Source organism: uncultured Roseibium sp. (assembly GCF_947499295.1).
In the GTDB taxonomy this organism is placed as follows: Bacteria; Pseudomonadota; Alphaproteobacteria; order Rhizobiales; family Stappiaceae; genus Roseibium.
In genome coordinates, this window is the sequence record NZ_CANMNP010000017.1 from 137,082 (window position 1) to 157,099 (window position 20,018).

A 20,018-nucleotide genomic window follows, 5' to 3' on the forward strand; every position below is an offset into this window, starting at 1 on the left:
ACCCGGCGTCAAGAAAAAATTTGCGCGCGTAAAATTTTAGGCGGACGCGCGTAACACCAAACGTGCCGCGAACAGGGTTTCCTGGCGGTCGTTAAAGGTGCCGCCGGCTTCGATCAGGTCATTTAATGTCGCAAAGGCGTGGTTCGCCACGGAATCGTAGTCATGCGCTGCCGTCGTCAGCGAAGGGCAGGTGAACTTGGAGAAAGGGTGATCGTCATGCGATGCGACCCGCATTGCGCAGCCTTCCCCGCGTCCAACCCGGAAACCTTTTTCGTAACAGGCAGATAGAAGGCCGATTGCCAGGCGGTCATTGCTGCAAAGGATCGTGTCGGTTGGAAATCCGTGCACCTCCAGAATCCGGAGTGCGCCTTGGCGGCCAATCTCTTCAAACGCCCATCCTTCGCCTTCAACTTTGACCACATGAGGCTCAAAACCGAGCCTGTCCATCATTTCAAGGTAGGCGGCTCGACGCTTGTTTGCGTTCGGGTTTGCGGGCGTGGTCATCTCGAAAAAGCAGGGAGGCTCGCCCGACCGTGTCAGGTACTCAACAGTCTGCGACACGAAACTGAAATTGTCCGAGCCGACAAACGCCTCGCCAATCCCTTCAATATTACTGTCGAACAGAACGGTGGGGACGTCCTTGCAGAACTTTTCAATATAGCTGTGGTCCGACGCTCGGCCGAGCGGCGCAAGCAGCACTCCTGCCGGTTTCAGGGAGCGCAGGCTTCCGAGTATGTCATTCTCAAGACTTTGTTGACCGTGAGAGCTGAACAGGGTGGGCCAATAGCCGGCGTCAATGCAGCGCCGTTCAATGTTTCGAGCTATTTCGGCGAAAAAGGGATCGGCAAGATAAGGAACAACAATCCCGATATTCTTGGTCAGCCGGCGGTTCTGATTGATGGCAAAGATGTTGGGGCGGAAATCATAGCGTTCAAGCGCTTGCTCTATCCGTTCACGCGTTGACTGGCGCACGCTGTCAGGATCATTGAAGTATTTTGAAACAGTTGGTCTGGAGATCCCGCTGACGGAGGCAAACTCCTCCATGTTCCTGATTTTTCGATCCGTCATTTGTTGCCTTGACGCTCCGCCCATTATCGGTTCTGGTCAGGTTCTTACCGCTAACGGAGCGGCAAAAACTTTCCGCGAGTAAAATTTTATATTTACAATAGGAACTTTGTCGTGGCCGGGTCAAGAAACTAGGTCGTCAAAAATAGCCGTCTATCCCATCAAATTCTCATGATTGCAGGGAAAACCGGCCGCACTATCAGATGTTTACGTCACATCGCCGGAAGAGACTGGTTGAAGGCAGGTGTCTCTGCATTCGAGGTGCAAACTGAGTTTGGGGACAATCGCCTTGTCAGCCGAACCAGCGCTTCAGCCAGCGCCGGAAGCCGCTTGTGGCCTCGTTGGCACGTTGTTGGGCATTTGCCTTGGCCTGTTCAGCGTTCTCTCCGACATCATCCATAAAATCATCGATCCCTTCGACAACAGGATCAATGCGCTTTTTCTTGAAAACGCTCATGGTGCGGAGCACGAGCAGCGCGAGCGCTGACAGCACGAGGATAAAGATGATGCTGAACCAGGGCACCAGGAGAACGTCCGGACCTTCCACCTCTTCGATATCGATTGCGTTCGGAAAGATCGTGAACAGTTCAATGCGCCAGCCGTAATGCGTGACGGCGATCCAGACCTCGCCCTCTTTCTTGGCCAGGTCCTGCGCTTGCGCGGTGATGTTGCTGGAATCGAACTTGAAATAGGGCGGCCAGCCCCAGTCGGTGTCCTCGTTGCGGTAAACGCGAGGTTTGCCGTCCGGCCAAACCGTGTTGATGAAGCGAACATCCCTGGTCCAGTTTGAGTTGGTGCCCGCATCGGGGGCGGCCCAGAACCAGGACGAAGAGCCGATGTCCATTCGTTTTACATCCGTGCCGACGATCCGCACGATATCGCGGCCCGGCAAAGTGTAGTGGGCGAATACCACGATGATCAGCACCAGCGGGATGCCAATGATCCATTTAAGATACTTGATCAATCGTCGTCGTCCTCGTCGTCATCATCGTCACGGGTCTTGGGTATGGCTCCCCAGGGGCCCATGTTTTGACCGAAACCGAAATCCAGGTGATCTTCTTGCATTCCCGGTTCTGCTCCGAACAGTTCTTGGCGCGTGCCGGCCTTGTCAACCATATATTCTTCGGCAAGAAATTGTGCGACGAAGGTCTTTTTGGGTTCGCTCCAGGTTCGGTACTGGTCGTAGAACGCATCCTTGTGACAGATGAATAGTTGTCTGAAATCGAGTGGTGTCAATTCAGCCAAGAGCCTGTTGACCACCAGCTTGTCCTGGTGATCGCTTGACCTGAAAAGATAAAAGAAGGCCGGATCGTCCGGATCTGGCCAGCTGACTTTTCTGCCGGCGGCCATCCGGCGCACGGTGCTTTCCAATGCATGGTAAGCCTCTGGCAGTTCGGCATGGTACTTTCGCTTGAGGTTGCGCAGGTCTCGCCGTGAGATTTCCGAAAGGTCTTCACCAAGCGATGCGGCCAGGTCGATTGTGATGAAATCGAGTTTCTGGTTGAGGATGTCAATTGCATCGGCACCCAAAACGTCGTGGATGGCCTCGATCAAACCGTTCCTTGTCAGGTAGGTTGCGATCGCCTTGCGGTCCCGAAGTGTCAGCACATACTTGACCGGCAGATCGGAAACGATGTCCACATTTTTGGACGCAACGCACGCGGTACGTTTCACGTCGCGGAAAACATAAAGCCCGCCATAGTGCGAGGTGTGGAAGTTCCCTTCGTCAAAACTTTGCGGTTCCAGCTTCAGCGGTGTGCGGATGATGTCGCCCGTGTGTTTGGACAATTCGATCATCTGGGCAATCAGCACATCGTCCCACCAACCATCCGGCTCGCTCATGAACGCATGGATCTTTGACGAGAGTTCGTCGCTGGCCGCAACATGCGCGCCGACAGTGTCAGCTTCGATTTCGATCTGGCGAATGTCAAAAAGATCCAGCGGCGAGCGGATCGTATATACCGTGTTCAGCAGCTCACCCACCACCGCATCGTGCAATGTCAGCGCAAACAGCTGCTCTTCATTCCGGTCGATGTAACGCCGCAAAATGGTGCGGGAGAAGGAAAAGTGGGCGTTGAGCAAGGGCGCTGTCTTTTGGGCGGTCGACAAGAAGATGAACAGCCGGTTGCACCCGTGCGGATTGAGATAGTTCGGATCATCCAGCTCGTCACCGATCTCCGGCGAAAAACCGGAGATGTCGATATGGAACTCCTCCAGTTTTGTGGTTTTTCCGGTCAGATGCTCCAGGGCACGGTTGTACCGGCGCACCATGGATGGCGACGTTACCTCCACGAGATTGCCGAACATCAGCCCATGTCTGACCAGACGCATCATAGGCGAGACGTCTCCAGGAAGCGCTTCTTGGCTTCTTCCATACGCTGCATGTCTCTCACAGCGTTTTCGATTGCGGCCTCGTCCGACTTGTCTGCGTAACGGAACTCGCTGTCGGCGTAGCGATTGATCTCCTGGATAACCATTTCGATCGTGATCGGTTGCGCCAGCTCCGCGATCATGGACTTCTTGGTCTCATAGTCCTTGAACAGAAATAGGTCCGGGTTCTCCATCCATTCGTCCGGCAATTCGAAGTCCATCGCGCGCACCTTGACGGCGTCGGTGATGTTCTTGATCGCACGACCCGTGAAACGCTCGTCTGCTTCTTGAATGGCTTTCAGGTATGTGCCCAGTTTGGCAATGGTATCCAGCGCCCCGATGTCGGAACTGATCTTCTGAAACACGTTCAGCAACGCGTCTTCCTGCGGCTGCGAATGGCTGTCATAGGACGCCGCCACGGCTTTCTTGATTGCCTGGGCTTCAAAGAGGTCGTGGTTGCCTACGGGGATCGTGTGGTTCTTGCCCATCAACAGATGCAAGATGTCGATATAGTCTTCACGGCTCTGTGGTCCGTCGACCAGAAAGCGGGCACCGGCACGCTGACGCAAGGCATCGTCGACATTTTCCGGATAGTTGGAAAACATCCCGAATGTACAGTTGCCGCGCACAACCGTATTAGCGCCGGCAAAGCTTTCCATCAAAACTGCCGTTATCTCCAGCTGACCGGCAGATGACTGCCGGTCGCCACGCTTGCCCGCAAGTTGGTCGATGTCGTCAATCGTGCCGAAGCCGATCACATTCGGGTCGGTCACGTTACGAATGAAAGCCTTGGCGTTCTGGGCCGACTTGCCCTGGTAACTGTCGATGCTTTCCGTTGACAGGTTCTCGTAGCGGAACGGATATCCGGCCACCACACAATATTCATTGACCATGCCGGCCATCATCTGAATGAGCGTGGTTTTACCGGTGCCCGGTTTGCCGTCGCCCATGAACGTGAAGATGAAACCTCCGAGCTCGGCAAACGGGTTCAGTTTGCGCTCAAAGTCATAAGCCATCAGCATCTTTGAGAGCTTCATCGCCTGGTATTTTGCAATGTGATTGCCGACGACTTCTTCGGGTTTCTTGAAGGCCATCGTCAATGTCGTCGTGCGGGCCCGCGCCGACGGCGTGAAGCCGGTAATCTCAAAATCGTCGGCCTCAACCCGATAACGGTCATCTGAGAAGGGCTTCAAAGACGTATTGCCCTCCGCGCGCAGAGTCACCTTTTCCATCAACTGTTCGCAGAACGAGGTGATCAGAGCCACGAGTTGATTATCGGTTTCAACTCCTGCTGAGGCGATTTCCTGGTCGAGCTCCCAGAGGACGCCGTGTAGAGCGAGTTGATCGTTGTCGATCAGGATTTCTTCAACTTCGCCGCACTGGATGTCGGTTTCCCCGCTCTCAGCAGCAAGGCCGGAAAGAAGAAAGTCCGTCATATTTGCGAAGACGTGGAGTGAAATCAGAGACGAGGCGGAAAGCAGTTCCTGAAAGCGCACCTTGTGAGAAGCGTCGAGTGTACCGGCTAGATTGGAGCGTTTGAGGTCTGCAAGGCCTGTCTGTTCGGAGAACTGGTCTGAGGTTACATGCGCCACGGAAAGCGCACGGCGAAGGGCGCGCAAGATGCTTGCCTGCGTCGGCGTCGTCAGAACATCGTCGTCGCTGTCAAGGATGCGCGCCGTCAGCTGGACACCTTCAGGGCGTGCTGTTGACCGGGTGACCAGGCCCGGAGTGGTCGAGCGAAACCGGCGCCGGCGACCCAACCCGGGCGAGCGTTCAGGCACCATGTCTGGTTCGCGTCTTGCGGCAATGCGCGGGGTGTGGTCGAACCCTTCAAGCAAGGCTTCCGCAATCTTGTATTTTTCGCGGATCTTGTCTTCTTTCAGTTCCATGAGGTCGTTGGTCAGGGTCACGCGAAAAACCTACCTGTAGCTAAGAATTTTGCCATTCGGACTGACGGCATATTTGCGGATAGGGGCGAACCCAGGTGGGTCGAGTTCTTCCAGCACCTGGTACGGACGTTGAGGCAAGATCAGAGATCGCTGCTGCTGTGTGTGGCCTGCAGTGCCCGTGTCTTCCTGGGCAGTCGCTGCAAGCGGATCCAGCTGAAAAATCTGGCGTTCGACGGTAGAGAAAAAGCCGCCGGGTTCATATTCGATATTGGCAGCCAGCAACGTTTCCGTAGTCCAGGCAAGTGCCCAGTCTTCACCCGGTTTTTGCCCGGCCTGTGCCAGAACTTCACGCAAGGGGCCAGATTGTTGAGTGAAGGTGTGGCTGTACATCGGGCCAACGAAAAAACGTCTCAGGCGTTTCGGGTGTATATCGTCGAAGTCGCGGTCGAAGCCACGTGCAATGGTCAGCAGCTTCAAGGACGCGGCTGATTGGGCCATGAGATGACTTTGGACGCGGGGCCATCGACGCTCGTCCTTGGCCAGCGGTCGCCTACCGGTGTCTTCAAGGTCTAGAATATAGATCAGCGGGATATTCTGCTGACTGTCATAAACTGCCCAGTGCAGCCGGTATCGACGCCGTTTGTCGCTCAGATTTCCGGACCATGCGATCCTGGGATCATTGCGCGCCCAAAACAGTTGGCCATTGGCCAGTTCATCATAATACTGACGTTCGGAGGCTGCGAATTGCAGGTTTACCGGAACAGTATTCTCCTGAAGGATATGGTTGACCATCGCCAGTTTCAGGTCGCGCATTGTCGGCAACGATCTTAGATGGTTTTGCGCCTGCATGGCATCATTGGCCATTTGCAGAAGCTCCTGGTAGACCGGAAAGCCGCTGTCCTGACGATCGATACTCAGAAGATGAGGTAACTTGTCAGAAACCCGTCCGGCCAGCAGGTACTTATAGGAAAGCGCCGTGAAGGTTCCTGACAGCCTGTCTAGATAGGCCTGCAGGATCGGGACTTCGCTTGCCAGGGCCGTGTTCTCGGACACAACACTGTCTGCCACGCCCTTCAAGTGCGAGATGATGCGCTCAAACTTGGCGAAGTAGCGCCGCGTTTCATGCGCTTCTTCCAATGTCCTGTGATCAAGGGTCAGGTCCAAGGCTCAGCCCTCAAGACCTAGGCGCCATAGGCGTTTTTGTCGTGCTTGTCGACGATCTGCTGGAACCGGCGAGCAAACCGTTCGTCCGATTTTGCCTTTTCCTCCAGAACTTTGCGGGCAAACACCATGTGATCCTCGTGTGCTTCCATCATGTCCGCCATACGCTGGTTTGTGGCAGATCCGATGGCGGCCATGGCAGATTGCGCTTCCTTGTCGGTCGCAACGCCGATCTCGTTGATCTTGTGGGCGATGTCCTGCTGCTGAGCGGTCTTCAGGGACTTAACAAGGGCATCATAAAGAACCACGCGCTGTTTGGTGTCCGTCTGCAGCTTGTTGATCAGGACCATCTGGGTTGCGGCCTGGTTCTGCAGGCTGTCGACCCAGGTTTTGCCTTTTTCGATATAGCGTTCAAGCGTCTGGCTTTCTGCCAGCTTGACCTGTTCTTCCTGAGCAAGGCGATTGTACTCAGCATTTTTTTCCGCAAGCTGACTCTCCAGTTTGGTGCGTTCTGCGGCATCGGTTTCGACGGAGATCTTGTTTTCAAGGGAAATGATGTCCGGGTCCATGGCCAGGATCTTCGCCTTGATGTCTTCGAGCGTTCCAACCGTTTCTTCGCGTTTTGAGAGTGTTTCGCTCAAATTGGTTTCAACGCGCTTGCTGTGTTCGTTCAAGGTGTTGAGCTGTTCCTGCAGCAGCTGTCCGATAACGTTGGACTTGGTGATCAAATCCTGCAGCTTGTCGTCGATGCTGGCGCTGCGCATCCGTTCCTGACGAATGCTGTCAGACCGTGCCTTGGAAAAGATCCCGATGAAGCTTTCCCAACCGGTCTTGGACCGCATGGCGTCGAAGTCCTTGGAGAAGGTCGCCGTCACATCGTCAAGCCCCATAATGAGTTCGGCAATGTTGGCGCCCATCAGTTCGGTGTGCGCGTGCACGTCATCCAGTGTGGCGTTTTCGATGTCGATGGAAATGTCCTGGCCGGCATCGAGTTTCGTGCGCGCCGTTTCAATTTTTGAGGTCAGTTCGTCAATCTTCTGACGGGCCGCCGCCACTTCTGTTTTAGACTTTTCAATCTGCGCGTTGAAATCCGCCATTTGACCATTCCCGAAATTGATAATTTTTACGTCTTCTATTTAACAACTCTCCATGGAAATACAATTACAAGGCGCTATCTCCCGCCGGTTAACCCGATTGCAAATCCGGTTGCTGGGTTTGCGTTGTCGTTCTGACTGAATCGCTTTATTGCAGAGTGACTTTCGCAGGCATTGATAAGTGTTATGGCTCGTCCAACAGCGATGGATACACGTCAAGTGACTGAGACAACTTCGGTAATTCAGCCGGGAAAGCTGTTGATATGGCAAAACTGATTGACGTATGTCAGTTCGTTGCGCGACATTGATCTCCTGAAGGAGGAGTGATGGTCAAGCCGACAGTGCATGATATCGCGCGCGAAGCCGGCGTTAGTCTGTCGACGGTCGACCGGGTTCTCAACGGCCGTGCTGACGTGCGGCCAAAAAATGCCGAACGGGTCAAGGCGGCTGTCAGAAAACTCGGATATGTGCGGGATACCAACGCGGCCAATCTTGCCAAGCAAAGGCGATATAGATTTGCATTCGTATTGCCGGAAGGCCCCAATCATCTGGTTGAAACCATTGTGGCTGCCATTCACGAGGCGACATGGGCGCAGGTTGCAGACCGAACCGAATTCCGCATCCTGTCCGTCAATGCCGCGGACCCGCATGCTGTCGTCGACAATCTGAATGCACTCGATCTGTCATCACTCGACGGTGTTGCGATCATGGTTCCCGAAACCCCGCAGGTCCGCGACGCGATTGCGCATATCAAGAGCGCCGGCATCTATGTTGTGGCGCTTGTCTCCGATTTGCCGAATTCGGGATGCGACTATTTTGCCGGTATAGACAACTTTTCAGCTGGCAAAACCGCCGGTGCACTCCTTGGAAAGTTCCTGCGAAACGAAACTGGCAGCATTCTCGTCGTCACCAATTCAATGGTCGCTCGTGACAGTATCGAGCGCCGTTTCGGGCTTGATGAAGTGCTTTCGGGCGAGTTCCCCCATCTCAAGACACTGCCGACAATCGAGTTTCATGATGACGCGGAGCGTATCCGGGAGACATTGGGTCATGCCGTGCGTTCCAATCCCGACCTCAAAGCGGTCTATTCGATGGGGTCCGGCAATGCGGCCATGCTGGATGCTCTGAGGACTCAATCCGGGTTGAGCGATCTGATCGCAATTGCGCATGACTTGACCGCCGTGACGCGTCAAGCGCTTCTCGACGGTGAGCTTGACGCGATTATCGCCCAGAATGTCGGTCATCTCGTCCGCAGTGCGATCCGTGTCCTGCGGGCCAAATGCGATGGCGCCGACATCTATGAAGCGCAGGAGAGAATCCGCATCGAGATCATCATGCGCGAGAATCTCTATTGATTTTTGAATTTTGATCTGCCGACTTTTTTCGGTTTAGGTGAAATATTTCAATGCACTAAATCAAATCTCGGGACGGATTCTGGTCATTCTTGAGTCGAAAAGAAAGACGTATGTCAGTTTTTGTGTTGACCAGACATACGTATGTCAATTACCGTCGGCGCGCACTTGGAGGAGTGCGTTGCCCCGGCAGGTGCCGGCGCACCACCAATTCGGGAGGATTACATCCATGAAAACTGCGAAGTTATTCGCGGCGACCGCATTTGCCGCCATGAGCGGGCTTTCTGTCTCCAACGCACAGGCTGCCGAGTTGACGCTTTGCTGGGCCGCTTGGGATCCGGCGAACGCTCTCGTCGAGCTGTCGAAGGAATTCGAAGCGGAGTCCGGCCACACAATGAAGTTCGAGTTTGTGCCCTGGCCGAACTTTGCCGACCGGATGCTCAATGAATTGAATTCGGGTGGCAAGCTTTGCGACCTGCTGATCGGCGACAGCCAATGGATCGGCGGGGGTGCGGAAAACGGCCATTACGTCAAGTTGAACGAGTTCTTCGACAAGGAAAGCATCAGCATGGACGATTTTGCTCCGGCAACCGTCTATGCCTATTCAACGTGGCCCAAAGGCACGCCGAATTACTACGCGCTTCCTGCTATGGGCGACGCCAACGGCTGGTTCTATCGCAAGGACTGGTTTGCCCTTCCTGAAATTCAGGAAGCTTTCAAGGCGCAGCATGGGCGTGATCTGGCGCCTCCGAAGACACAGGCAGAACTTCTTGAGATTGCCCAGTTCTTCCAGGGCCGCGAGATCGACGGTCAGACACGCTACGGCGCTGCGATCTTCACCGAACGTGGGTCCGAAGGCATCACCATGGGCGCAACAAGTGCCATGTATCCTTTCGGCTTCAAATATGAAATGACCCCCGGCAAGTACGACATGGAAGGTGCGGTCAATTCGCCCGAAGCTGTTGCCGGGCTTGAGTTCTACAAAGAACTCTACAAGACCGGAACGCCTCCGGGTTACACCGACAGCTACATGGAACAGTCGCTTGACGCCTTCAAATCCGGTCAGGTGGCAATCGCCATGAACTGGTTTGCCTTCTTCCCCGGTCTCTACGCAGATCCGGACATCGGCGGCGACAAGATCGGTTTCTTCGTGAACCCGGGGCAAAACAAGGAAGCCTCGACGCTAGGCGGGCAGGGCATCTCCGTTGTGGCCTATTCGGAGAACCAGGATGCGGCACTTGAATACATCAAGTGGTTTGCTCAGCCATCCGTTCAGAAGAAATGGTGGGATCTTGGCGGCTATTCCTGTCATGTGAGCGTTCTGAACGATCCGGGTTTTGCCGACAGTGCCCCCTTTGCGTCCGACTTCCTTCTCGCCATGGATGGCGTCATGGATTTCTGGCAGGAACCGGCCTATGCCGAGTTGTTGCTGGCCATGCAGAAACGTCTTCATGACTACGTCGTCGCCGACCAGGGAACGGCCAAGGAAGCTCTCGACAAACTGATCGGGGACTGGACCGAAACCTTCGAAGATGAGGGCAAGCTCTAAGCGAGCGAGAACCGCAGGCAGCCGCGTCCAAGGTGGCTGCCTGTCATTGAAAGTCTGGCCCGAGCGGGCTGACCGAATGCGCGCCCGGCCCGCAAGGGAAGCTCCGGTGCGTCCAACGCATCCTGCACAGGTTAGCCTCTTTCATTCTATGGACCTTAAGAAGGGCGTCTTATGTCCGACACTCCCATCGACCGCATAGCCAAGGCGACGCCTCCAGGCGTCGCCGGCAAAATCAAAGGGCTTTCCGACCGCGCGATAGCGTGGCTGTTTGTTGCCCCGACGATCTTCCTGCTGCTTGCGGTGAATATTTTTCCGTTGATCTGGACGATCAACCTGAGCTTCACGAATTTTCGCGCCAACAGGCCAAACAGGGAAGTCGATTACATCGGGCTGCGCAACTACGAGCGCATCCTGACGGATGGCGACATCTGGCTGACGATGCAGGCAACGGCTCACTTCCTGTTCTGGACGATTTTCCTTCAGGTTCTGATCGGCTTCACCCTTGCCTGGCTGATCAATCGCAAGTTCAAGGGGAACGATCTCTGGACGACGCTGATCGTCCTGCCGATGATGCTGTCTCCGGCAGTGGTCGGCAATTTCTGGACGTTTCTCTATCAGCCGCAGATCGGCCTGTTCAACTACGGAATCTCCTTTCTCACCGGCGTCGATCCTTCCTCTTTCCAGATGATCGGCGATGTCGCTCTCGCGCCCTGGGCAATTGTGATTGTCGACACCTGGATGTGGACGCCTTTCGTCATGCTCATTTGTCTGGCGGGGCTCCGGTCGATACCTGACTATATCTATGAAGCAGCGGAAATTGACCGCGCCAGCCGTTGGCGCCAATTCTGGACGATCACCGTTCCAATGGTGCTGCCGTTCCTGATGCTGGCTGTGCTCTTCCGCGGCATCGAGAACTTCAAGATGTTCGATCTTGTCGTCCAGCTGACAGGTGGCGGCCCCGGTTCGGTCACGGAACTCACCTCCATCAACCTGAAGCGCGAAGCCTTCGAGAAATGGCGAACTGGATATGCGTCCGCCTACGCGATCATCCTGTTCGTGACTGTGTTCGGTCTGGCTTCGATCTACGTGAAGGCGCTTAACAAGGTGAAAGAAAGATGAGCAGCTATTCCATCACAGAACCGTCTGCGCGACAGAAGTGGGTGGCCGGCTCTCTTGTCATTGCTTACGCGGTAATCACGCTTCTGCCGCTTGTCTGGATCCTGACAACAGGCTTCAAGTCGCCGAACGACGCCATTGCCTATCCACCGAAAGTGGTCTTCGAGCCTTCCCTGGAAGGGTACGTGAACCTTTTCACGACGCGAACACGCGTCACGCCGGAACAGTTGGAAGCGCTTCCGCCACCTGCGACCTGGTACGAGGAAATCGTGCGGGACCGTGACATGGTGATTGCCGGTCCGTCCCGCTACGGCGAACGCTTCCTCAATTCCGTGATCATCGGCTTCGGGTCCACTTTTCTGTCGGTTTTCCTGGGAACGCTTGCCGCCTATGCCTTCTCGCGTTTCAAGGTGCCGTTGAAGGATGATCTCCTGTTTTTCATCCTGTCGACCCGGATGATGCCGCCAATTGCGGTCGCCATTCCCATCTTCCTGATGTTCCGCACCCTGGGGCTCTCCGACACGCATCTCGGCATGATCCTGCTCTATACGGCCGTGAATATTTCTCTGGCCGTCTGGCTGCTCAAGGGCTTCATCGACGAAATTCCGAGAGAATACGAGGAAGCGGCGCTGATCGACGGCTACACGCGGTTCCAGGCCTTTTACAAAGTGGTGTTGCCACAGGCGGCAACCGGGATCGCATCAACAGCCATCTTCTGTCTGATCTTTTCCTGGAATGAATATGCCTTTGCGGTTCTGCTGACATCGGGCACGGCCCAGACAGCCCCTCCATTCATCCCGACCATTATCGGTGTCGGCGGCCAGGACTGGCCGGCGGTCGCAGCTGGGGCAACGCTGTTTCTGGTTCCGGTCATGGTTTTCACGGTTCTTCTCCGCAAGCATCTCCTGCGCGGCATAACCTTCGGAGCGGTACGCAAATGAGTGAATTTGTCAGCGGTTTGGCCCGCTTTCGCCGCGGGTCGTGGGAAATGCTCGCATCCATCCTGATCGCGGTCGGCGTGATCATGCTGATGCAACCGCTTTTCCTCTGGGCCTACACCTATTCCTTCATAGTCACGCTGACCGGAACGGTGATGTTCATCGTTGTCAGCCATTTTCCGGAGTAACCGTCATGGCTGAAATCGTGATCAGGAACCTCAGAAAGGAATTCGGCGACTTCACGGCCGTGCAGTCTTCTTCCTTCAAGATCGAGGACGGCGAGTTCTTCATGCTGCTAGGCCCTTCCGGCTGCGGCAAGACAACGACCCTGCGCATGATCGCCGGGCTGGAACTGCCAACCTCGGGCGAGATCTATATCGATGGGGAGGAAGTTGGGCAGAAACCGGCGAGCAAACGGGACATCGCCTTTGTCTTCCAGATGTTTGCGCTCTATCCGCACATGAATGTGCGCAAAAACATCAGCTATCCATTGATCAGTCAGGGCATGCCCAAGAGCCAAGTGAAAGAGAAGGTCGGCGAAGTCTCCAGGATCCTGGGGATCGAGGACATTCTCGACCGCCCGGTTGGCGGCCTTTCCGGTGGCGATCGCCAGCGTGTGGCGTTGGGCCGGGCGATTGTCCGCGATCCCAAGGCGTTCATGATGGACGAGCCGCTTGGGGCTCTTGATGCGGAATTTCGCGAACGGATGGCAGAAGAGCTGCGTGCACTGCACGACAGGATGAACGCCACCACGGTTTACGTAACGCATGATCAGCTGGAAGCCATGCAAATGGGTGACAAGATTGTCGTCATGAATCATGGCGTGATCGAGCAATTCGGCACGCCACAGGACATCTACGACAAGCCTGCCTCCATGTTCGTTGCGGATTTCATAGGGTCGCCCTCGATGAATTTCCTGCGTTTCCACGGTGAGGTTCATGCAGGCTCTTCGTCGGTGCAGATGCATCATGAGGATCTGGCTTTTCCGATGCTTCAAGAGCCTTTTGAGGGCGACATGGTCTTCGGTATCCGGCCTGAGCACATATCCTTGACGGACAATGCCGGTTTCCGCAGCGAGGTTCTTGCAGCTGAGTATCTCGGCACAACACAAATCGTGACGCTTAGATCGGCCAGCGGAGAACTGAAAGCCCGGATACCGTCCGACAAAAAAGTGCGTGCAGGTGAACATGTCGGGCTGGACTTCAACGGGTCCACGGTAACCCTGTTCGACAACCAGTCGGGTCGCGCATTGAGGTCCTCACTGAACGAAGGAGTGCTGGCCCATGGCTGAGGTTAAACTTGCCAATCTGTCAAAGGCATTCGGTGACACGCAGGCCGTTCACGATGTCACGATGACGATCGCAAACGGGGCTTTTGTGACCCTGCTTGGACCGACCGGAGCCGGAAAGACCACAATCCTGCGTCTGATCGCGGGTCTGGAGCAGCCCGATCAGGGCGACATCATGATCGGTGGTCGTTCCGTGGCCAGCGACACGCCGGCACAGCGCAATGTCGCCATGGTTTTTCAGCAGTATTCGCTGTATCCGCATCTCAGCGTGCGTGACAATCTGGCGTTTCCGCTCCGCTCGCCCTTGTTGAAGACGCCCAAAGAGGAAGTCGACAGGAAAGTTGCGGAAGTGGCGGATGTCCTGAAGATTTCCCACAAGCTCAACAACAAGGCGACCAATCTGTCCGGCGGCGAAATGCAGCGCGTATCGATAGGTCGCGCCCTTGTGCGCTCGCCATCCATCTATCTTATGGATGAGCCGCTGAGTTCGCTCGATGCCAAGCTGAGATCGGACCTCAGGATAGAACTGAAGCGCATTCAGGAAAGCCTTGGTGCCACGATGCTCTATGTGACGCACGATCAGATCGAGGCGATGACCATGGCAACCCATGTCGGGGTGCTCGATGAAGGACGCCTCGTCCAGTTTGGAACGCCGCGGGAAATCTACGAAGACCCGGTCAATCTTTATGTCGCCGGACGTTTGGGACAACCGCGGATCAATGTGTTGCCAGCCGACATGTTCGCCGGAGCGCCGTCGGGTGCCAAAACCATCGGGCTTCGTCCGGAGCACATCGCGCAAGGTGAGGGAAAACCATCGCAGATCAGGCGCGTTGAGCATCTCGGCGACCAGACACGCCTGCATTTGTCGCTTGAAGGGCATGAGATCGTCACGTTGTCGGAGAACCGCGCGACATATGAAGCCGGCGACACGCTTGCCATCCAGCCACGCAATCCACTGTTTTTTGACGCCAGCGGCGCCAGAATTGCCTGAGGAGACGGGACATGAAGCAGTTTATCAACACCAAGGAAACGCTCGTCACTGAAGCGATTGACGGGACGCTCAGAACCGCTGGCGGACGACTGGCCCGACTGGATGGCTATCCTCATATCAAGGTTGTCGTGCGCACCGACTGGGACAAGTCGAAAGTGGCGCTTGTCTCCGGTGGTGGTTCTGGTCACGAACCCAGCCATGCGGGATTTGTAGGCCAGGGCATGTTGACGGCCGCTGTCTGCGGCGAGGTCTTTGCGTCTCCCTCGGTCGACGCGGTGCTGGCAGGAATTCTGGCCGTGACGGGCAAGGCCGGTTGTCTGCTCATCGTGAAAAACTATACGGGAGACCGCCTCAACTTCGGTCTCGCAGTTGAACGTGCGCGCGCATTCGGTCTGAAGGTCAATATGGTCATTGTTGATGATGACGTGGCCTTGCCGGATCTGCCCCAGGCCAGGGGCGTTGCCGGCACATTGTTCGTGCACAAGATTGCAGGGGCTCTGGCCGATCAGGGCGCTGACCTGGATACGATCACGGCTGCCGCGGAGCAGGCCATAAGGGGCGCTATTTCCATTGGCATGTCACTCGACACGTGCACAATTCCGGGGTCGCCGAAGGAAGACAGGATTGCTCTCGGTAAAGCCGAACTCGGCCTGGGCATCCACGGCGAAGCCGGCATCGAACAGGTAGAGTATTCCAACGCCAAGGCTGCCATGGCCATGGTGGTTGAACGACTGGCGCCGAGCCTTGCGCCCGGACCACATGTTGCGATCCTGAACAATCTTGGCAGTACGACACCTCTTGAAATGTCGGTGCTTCTTGAAGAGATGACGGCGTCTCGGATTGGCAGTCAGATACGCTGGGTAATCGGCCCGGCGGCGATGATGACTTCACTTGATATGCATGGATTTTCCGTCTCGCTGTTGCCGGTCGGAAAGGCCGAGGAAGCGTTGCTGCAAGCACCTGTGGCGCCATGGGCGTGGCCGGGATGCCTAGCTCTTGGCCCTGTTTCCGTGCGGCCACTGCCGGACGGGTTGTCCCCGATCCAGCCGTTACCGTCGAAAAACCCGGAAACCCGAGCATTCATCGAGCGGTGCTGCAACATCCTGATTGCCGCCGAAGAGGACCTGAATGCACTCGACGCAAAATCGGGTGACGGCGACACCGGAAGCACGCTGGCAACAGCCGCCCGCGCCTTGATCCAGGCCCTGGATCGGCTGCCGCTTGCCGACCTGACCCAGCTTTATCGTGCGGTGGGACTGGAGCTTAGCCAGACCATGGGCGGGTCGTCCGGGGTGTTGCTCGCGATTTTCTTTGCGGCTGCAGGCGATGCGTCTTCCAGTGGCCATGGCGCAATCGGCGCTTTGAAGGCGGGGCTTGACCGTATCATGCAAGTCGGTGGAGCTGGGCCGGGTGATCGCACGATGATCGACGCCTTGATGCCGGCTCTGAATGCCCTTGAGAACGGTATCGGGGCCGCCGCTGCAGACGCGCGACAGGGAGCTGATGCCACAGCGCGGATTACACGAGCCAGGGCAGGGCGGGCGTCTTATATATCAGAGGCAAATCTGTCGGGTCACAATGATCCCGGCGCTGAAGCGGTTGCGCGTCTGCTCGAGCAATTGGCCGAAGCACCGGCTTTGACTTCCCAGTCGGCTTGATGTCCGACCCCTTCCGGCCGGTGCCGGCAACGGTTGCCGGCCGGACTTTTCGTCTTTCTGTTCCTGGCGGCAAAAAGTCGCCATCTCCTTCTTGCGTGCCCGCCCCGTCAGACCTGTGTGGACCCGAGCAATTCGGTCTTCTGTCGACATAAGCCAATCAGGGTCTTGCCAATGCGCTCAATTCATCACAAACTCCGGCAAATTTGTCAGGTAGCTGTGATGTTTTATGAGGCATATCGATCAGATCCGTGATCCTGCAAAGCGTCCGCTTTTCCAGACCCGCGCGCGTGCGCTGGGCTTTTGGTGTTTTAGTCTTGAAAAAAGTTATGAAGTATAACTATTATAGTTCATCACTTGATCGGATAGGAGGAATCCGGTCTTGTTTTTTGAAGTTGATCGAACAGGGAGGACATAATGATCAACTTGCATAAGAAGTTTGCAAGGCTGGCCGTGGCGGCCACAGTTTCCGCTATTGCCCTTGCGGGCACGGCGTCCAGTACGGTTGCGCAGGAAGTTACACTTCGCCTGCATCAGTTTCTGCCGGCGCAAGCGAACGTTCCCAAAAACGTGCTTGACCCTTGGGCCGACAAGATTGAGGCTGAGTCCGACGGTCGTATCAAGATCGAGCGCTATCCGGCCATGCAGCTGGGCGGCAAGCCGCCGGAGTTGATCAACCAGGTGATCGACGGTGCCGTCGACATTGTCTGGACGGTGGCTGGGTATACGCCGGGCCGCTTCCCACGCGCGGAAGTGTTCGAGCTTCCGTTCACCATGACCGATGCTGAGTCGATGTCCAGGGCCTACTGGAAGCTGGCTGATGAAACCATGATGGATGAGGACTTCAAGCTGTTCAAACCGCTTGGTCTTTGGGTCCACGGCCCGGGTGTCATCCATTCCAGCAAGCCAATCACCACACTTGACGATCTGAACGGGGTCAAGCTGCGTGCACCGACACGCGTGACGAACAAGTTGTTCTCCAATCTTGGAGCAACACCTGTCGGCATGCCTGTCCCGGCGATTCCGGAAGCGCTCAGTAAAGGCGTGATCGACGCGTCCGTTATTCCCTGGGAAGTTGTCGGTGCGCTCAAGGTGAATGAACTTGTCGGAAATCACACCGAGTTCCCAGGTGATGCGCTCTACACCACGTCTTTCATCTTTGCGATGAACAAAGACAGATACGACGCGCTGCCGGATGACCTGAAAGCCATTATTGATGCGAATTCCGGTGAAGATTTCTCTGCGTTTGCTGGTAAGCAGATGCAGACAGATGATGCCGGACCGCGTGCTGCTGCCGTGGAGCGTGGCAACAACATCATCACGCAAACGCCAGACCAGATTGCCGAGTGGCGCGCAGCCGCGCAAGGCACTATCGACGAGTGGATTGCCGAGATGGATGCCAAAGGCATTGACGGCAAAGCGCTGAAGGATCGTGCGGCCGAATTGATGGCCAACTGACGAAAACCTTGCAAACGCCCCCGGACGCCTGTGTTCCGGGGGCTCTTTTCCCACAGGACACGGATACATGCTGTCTCAATTGGTGGAGCGTCTGGCGCGCTTCATGGCGATCCTTGGCGGATTGGTGCTGACCGGGCTCATTGCCCTGACTTGCGTCAGTGTTCTCGGCAGAGGTCTAAACACGCTAGGACATTCCGGCTTCCTGACTTCGCTATCAGAGAGTGGCGCCAAAGCCTTGATCGCGACCGGCGTCGGCCCCGTTCAGGGTGACTTCGAGCTCTTGGAAGCAGGTATCAGTTTCACGATTTTCGCCTTCCTGCCGATTTGCCAGTTACGGCGCGGCCACGCGACTGTCGATGTGTTCTCAACCGGGTTTCCGCATTGGCTGAACAGGTTCTTGGAGACCTTCTGGGAAGTTCTGTTGAGCGCTTTGATCCTGTTGATCACCTGGCGGCTCTTTGTCGGCATGCAGGACAAGATGCGTTACGAAGAAACCACCTTCATTTTGCAATTCCCGGTCTGGTGGGCATTTGCCTTCAGCTTCGGTGCTGCTTTTGTCGCCTCGGTGGTGGCGGTCTATTGCGCCGTTGCACGGATGACTGAACTCGTCACGGGCCGCAGGCTCTCATCAGATGCTGAGGGGGAAGTCCATTGAGCCTTCTGGAACTCGGTTATCTGTCCTTTCCCATTCTGTTGGTCCTGATTTTCCTGCGGGCCCCTATTGGCCTAGCGATGATGATTTGCGGGCTCGGTGGGCTCTGGCTTGCGACCGGAACGCCGAATGTCTTTCTGTCCAAGCTGAAGAGTGAAACCTACTCGACCTTTTCCAGCTATTCGCTGACGATCATTCCAATGTTCCTGCTCATGGGACAATTCGCTACGCATTCGGGAATGTCGTCGTCGCTGTTCAAGGCTGCAGAGAGCTGGCTGGGGCATCGCAAGGGCGGTGTCGCAATGGCCGCGGTTGGTGCCTGCGCCGGCTTTGGCGCAATCTGTGGCTCCTCGCTTGCCACTGCAGCTACCATGAGCCGGGTGGCACTCCCGGAACTGCGTCGCTACGGCTATTCCGGCGGCTTCTCCACCGCCACATTGGCCGCCGGCGGCACGCTCGGCATTTTGATCCCGCCATCAGTGATCCTGGTGATCTATGCGATCCTGACAGAGCAGAACATTGCCAAGCTGTTTCTGGCCGCCTTCATTCCAGGCATTCTGGCGGCAATCGGCTACATGATCACCATTTCTATCTATGTTCGGCTCAATCCGGCGGCAGCCGGAACCCGTGAGCCTGTTCCCTATGCAGAGCGCATGCGCGCCATGCTCGAAGTCTGGCCGGTCCTCCTCGTTTTCGGACTGGTTGTCGGAGGCATTTATCTTGGCTGGTTCACACCAACGGAAGGCGCGGCCGTCGGTGCGGCGGGCACTGGTGTTTTGGCTCTCTTGTCCGGCAATCTTACCTGGAAGATGTTCATCGACAGCATGATCCAGACCGCCATGAGCACCGCGATGATATTCTTCATCATTCTCGGGGCCGGCTTCTACAATGGTTTCCTGGCGCTTAGTCAATTGCCGCAAGAACTCAGCGGCTGGGTTGTCGGTCAGGGCTTCAGCCCATGGATGGTGCTGACGCTGGTGCTGTTGTTCTATCTGGCTTTTGGCTGCCTGATGGACAGTTTGTCGATGATCCTTTTGACCATTCCGATCTTTTTTCCCGTGATCAGCGCGCTTGATTTCGGAATGAGCCCGGAGCATGTCGCGATCTGGTTCGGGATCATTGTACTGATTGTTGTCGAGGTGGGTCTGATCACGCCGCCGGTCGGCATGAACCTCTTCATTATCAATGCCATGGATCGGTCCACGCCGATGAAGGAAACCTACAAGGCCGTCTTGTGGTTTGTAACGTCGGACATTGTCCGGGTCATTATCCTGGTGCTGTTCCCCTCCATCACCCTGTTCCTTCTGGGCGGCTAGGCCGCCCGGCCATTGGAGATGTCGGAGTGTGAAAATAGATATGGAACATAACAATGATAGCTCACACTGAATCGGAGCAGGTGAGATGCGGATAGAGCAAACCGTCGTGCTTGTGAATGAAGGT

General features: G+C 55.9%; 17 protein-coding genes. 11 read left to right on the forward strand and 6 right to left on the reverse strand.

Going from position 1 to position 20,018, the window contains the following annotated elements:
* Positions 1-36: 36 nt before the first annotated feature.
* From Q0835_RS23205 to Q0835_RS23230, 6 genes are all read right to left on the reverse strand, one after another.
* The gene (locus Q0835_RS23205) at positions 37-1,068 is read right to left on the reverse strand and encodes a LacI family DNA-binding transcriptional regulator (protein ID WP_298821988.1); all 1,032 of its coding nucleotides are present in this window, start codon (positions 1,066-1,068) and stop codon (positions 37-39) included.
* 289 nt (positions 1,069-1,357) lie between these two features.
* On the reverse strand, positions 1,358-2,029 hold the full coding sequence (locus tag Q0835_RS23210) for a DUF1523 family protein (RefSeq protein ID WP_298964710.1): 672 nt from the start codon (positions 2,027-2,029) through the stop codon (positions 1,358-1,360).
* Complete coding sequence (locus tag Q0835_RS23215) at positions 2,026-3,399, reverse strand: DUF6638 family protein (RefSeq protein WP_298964712.1); 1,374 nt, start codon at positions 3,397-3,399, stop codon at positions 2,026-2,028. The genes Q0835_RS23210 and Q0835_RS23215 overlap by 4 nt, the downstream gene beginning before the upstream one ends.
* Positions 3,396-5,345, reverse strand: a complete 1,950-nt coding sequence (locus tag Q0835_RS23220) for an ATP-binding protein (RefSeq protein ID WP_298964715.1) — start codon at positions 5,343-5,345, stop codon at positions 3,396-3,398. The genes Q0835_RS23215 and Q0835_RS23220 overlap by 4 nt, the downstream gene beginning before the upstream one ends.
* 9 nt (positions 5,346-5,354) lie before the next feature.
* Complete coding sequence (locus Q0835_RS23225) at positions 5,355-6,488, reverse strand: hypothetical protein (protein ID WP_298964718.1); 1,134 nt, start codon at positions 6,486-6,488, stop codon at positions 5,355-5,357.
* 17 nt (positions 6,489-6,505) lie between these two features.
* On the reverse strand, positions 6,506-7,582 hold the full coding sequence (locus Q0835_RS23230; protein ID WP_298821983.1) for a hypothetical protein: 1,077 nt from the start codon (positions 7,580-7,582) through the stop codon (positions 6,506-6,508).
* 323 nt (positions 7,583-7,905) lie between these two features.
* On the opposite strand from Q0835_RS23230, the gene Q0835_RS23235 reads away from it, so the two are divergent.
* From Q0835_RS23235 to Q0835_RS23285, 11 genes are all read left to right on the forward strand, one after another.
* A complete protein-coding gene (locus tag Q0835_RS23235; protein ID WP_298964721.1) occupies positions 7,906-8,934 on the forward strand; it encodes a LacI family DNA-binding transcriptional regulator in 1,029 nt (342 codons plus the stop codon).
* Between the two features lie 226 nt (positions 8,935-9,160).
* Positions 9,161-10,480: an extracellular solute-binding protein gene (locus Q0835_RS23240; RefSeq protein ID WP_298821981.1), complete on the forward strand. Its 1,320-nt coding sequence runs from the start codon at positions 9,161-9,163 to the stop codon at positions 10,478-10,480.
* A gap of 171 nt (positions 10,481-10,651) precedes the next feature.
* Positions 10,652-11,599: a sugar ABC transporter permease gene (locus Q0835_RS23245; protein WP_152500185.1), complete on the forward strand. Its 948-nt coding sequence runs from the start codon at positions 10,652-10,654 to the stop codon at positions 11,597-11,599.
* Positions 11,596-12,537 (forward strand): carbohydrate ABC transporter permease, encoded by a 942-nt coding sequence (locus tag Q0835_RS23250; protein WP_152500186.1) that lies wholly within the window; start codon positions 11,596-11,598, stop codon positions 12,535-12,537. The genes Q0835_RS23245 and Q0835_RS23250 overlap by 4 nt, the downstream gene beginning before the upstream one ends.
* Positions 12,534-12,722 (forward strand): hypothetical protein, encoded by a 189-nt coding sequence (locus Q0835_RS23255; RefSeq protein ID WP_152500187.1) that lies wholly within the window; start codon positions 12,534-12,536, stop codon positions 12,720-12,722. Before Q0835_RS23250 ends, Q0835_RS23255 begins: the two co-directional genes overlap by 4 nt.
* 5 nt (positions 12,723-12,727) lie before the next feature.
* Positions 12,728-13,825, forward strand: coding sequence for an ABC transporter ATP-binding protein (locus Q0835_RS23260; RefSeq protein WP_298964724.1), 1,098 nt, complete (start codon positions 12,728-12,730; stop codon positions 13,823-13,825).
* Positions 13,818-14,813 (forward strand): ABC transporter ATP-binding protein, encoded by a 996-nt coding sequence (locus tag Q0835_RS23265; protein WP_298964725.1) that lies wholly within the window; start codon positions 13,818-13,820, stop codon positions 14,811-14,813. Before Q0835_RS23260 ends, Q0835_RS23265 begins: the two co-directional genes overlap by 8 nt.
* Positions 14,814-14,824: 11 nt before the next feature.
* Positions 14,825-16,471, forward strand: a complete 1,647-nt coding sequence (locus Q0835_RS23270) for a dihydroxyacetone kinase subunit DhaK (protein WP_298964727.1) — start codon at positions 14,825-14,827, stop codon at positions 16,469-16,471.
* A 414-nt stretch (positions 16,472-16,885) separates the two neighbouring features.
* Positions 16,886-17,926 (forward strand): TRAP transporter substrate-binding protein, encoded by a 1,041-nt coding sequence (locus tag Q0835_RS23275; protein ID WP_298964729.1) that lies wholly within the window; start codon positions 16,886-16,888, stop codon positions 17,924-17,926.
* Between the two features lie 67 nt (positions 17,927-17,993).
* Positions 17,994-18,581 (forward strand): TRAP transporter small permease subunit, encoded by a 588-nt coding sequence (locus Q0835_RS23280; protein WP_298964732.1) that lies wholly within the window; start codon positions 17,994-17,996, stop codon positions 18,579-18,581.
* Positions 18,578-19,894: a TRAP transporter large permease gene (locus Q0835_RS23285; protein ID WP_298821975.1), complete on the forward strand. Its 1,317-nt coding sequence runs from the start codon at positions 18,578-18,580 to the stop codon at positions 19,892-19,894. The genes Q0835_RS23280 and Q0835_RS23285 overlap by 4 nt, the downstream gene beginning before the upstream one ends.
* Positions 19,895-20,018: the final 124 nt, after the last annotated feature.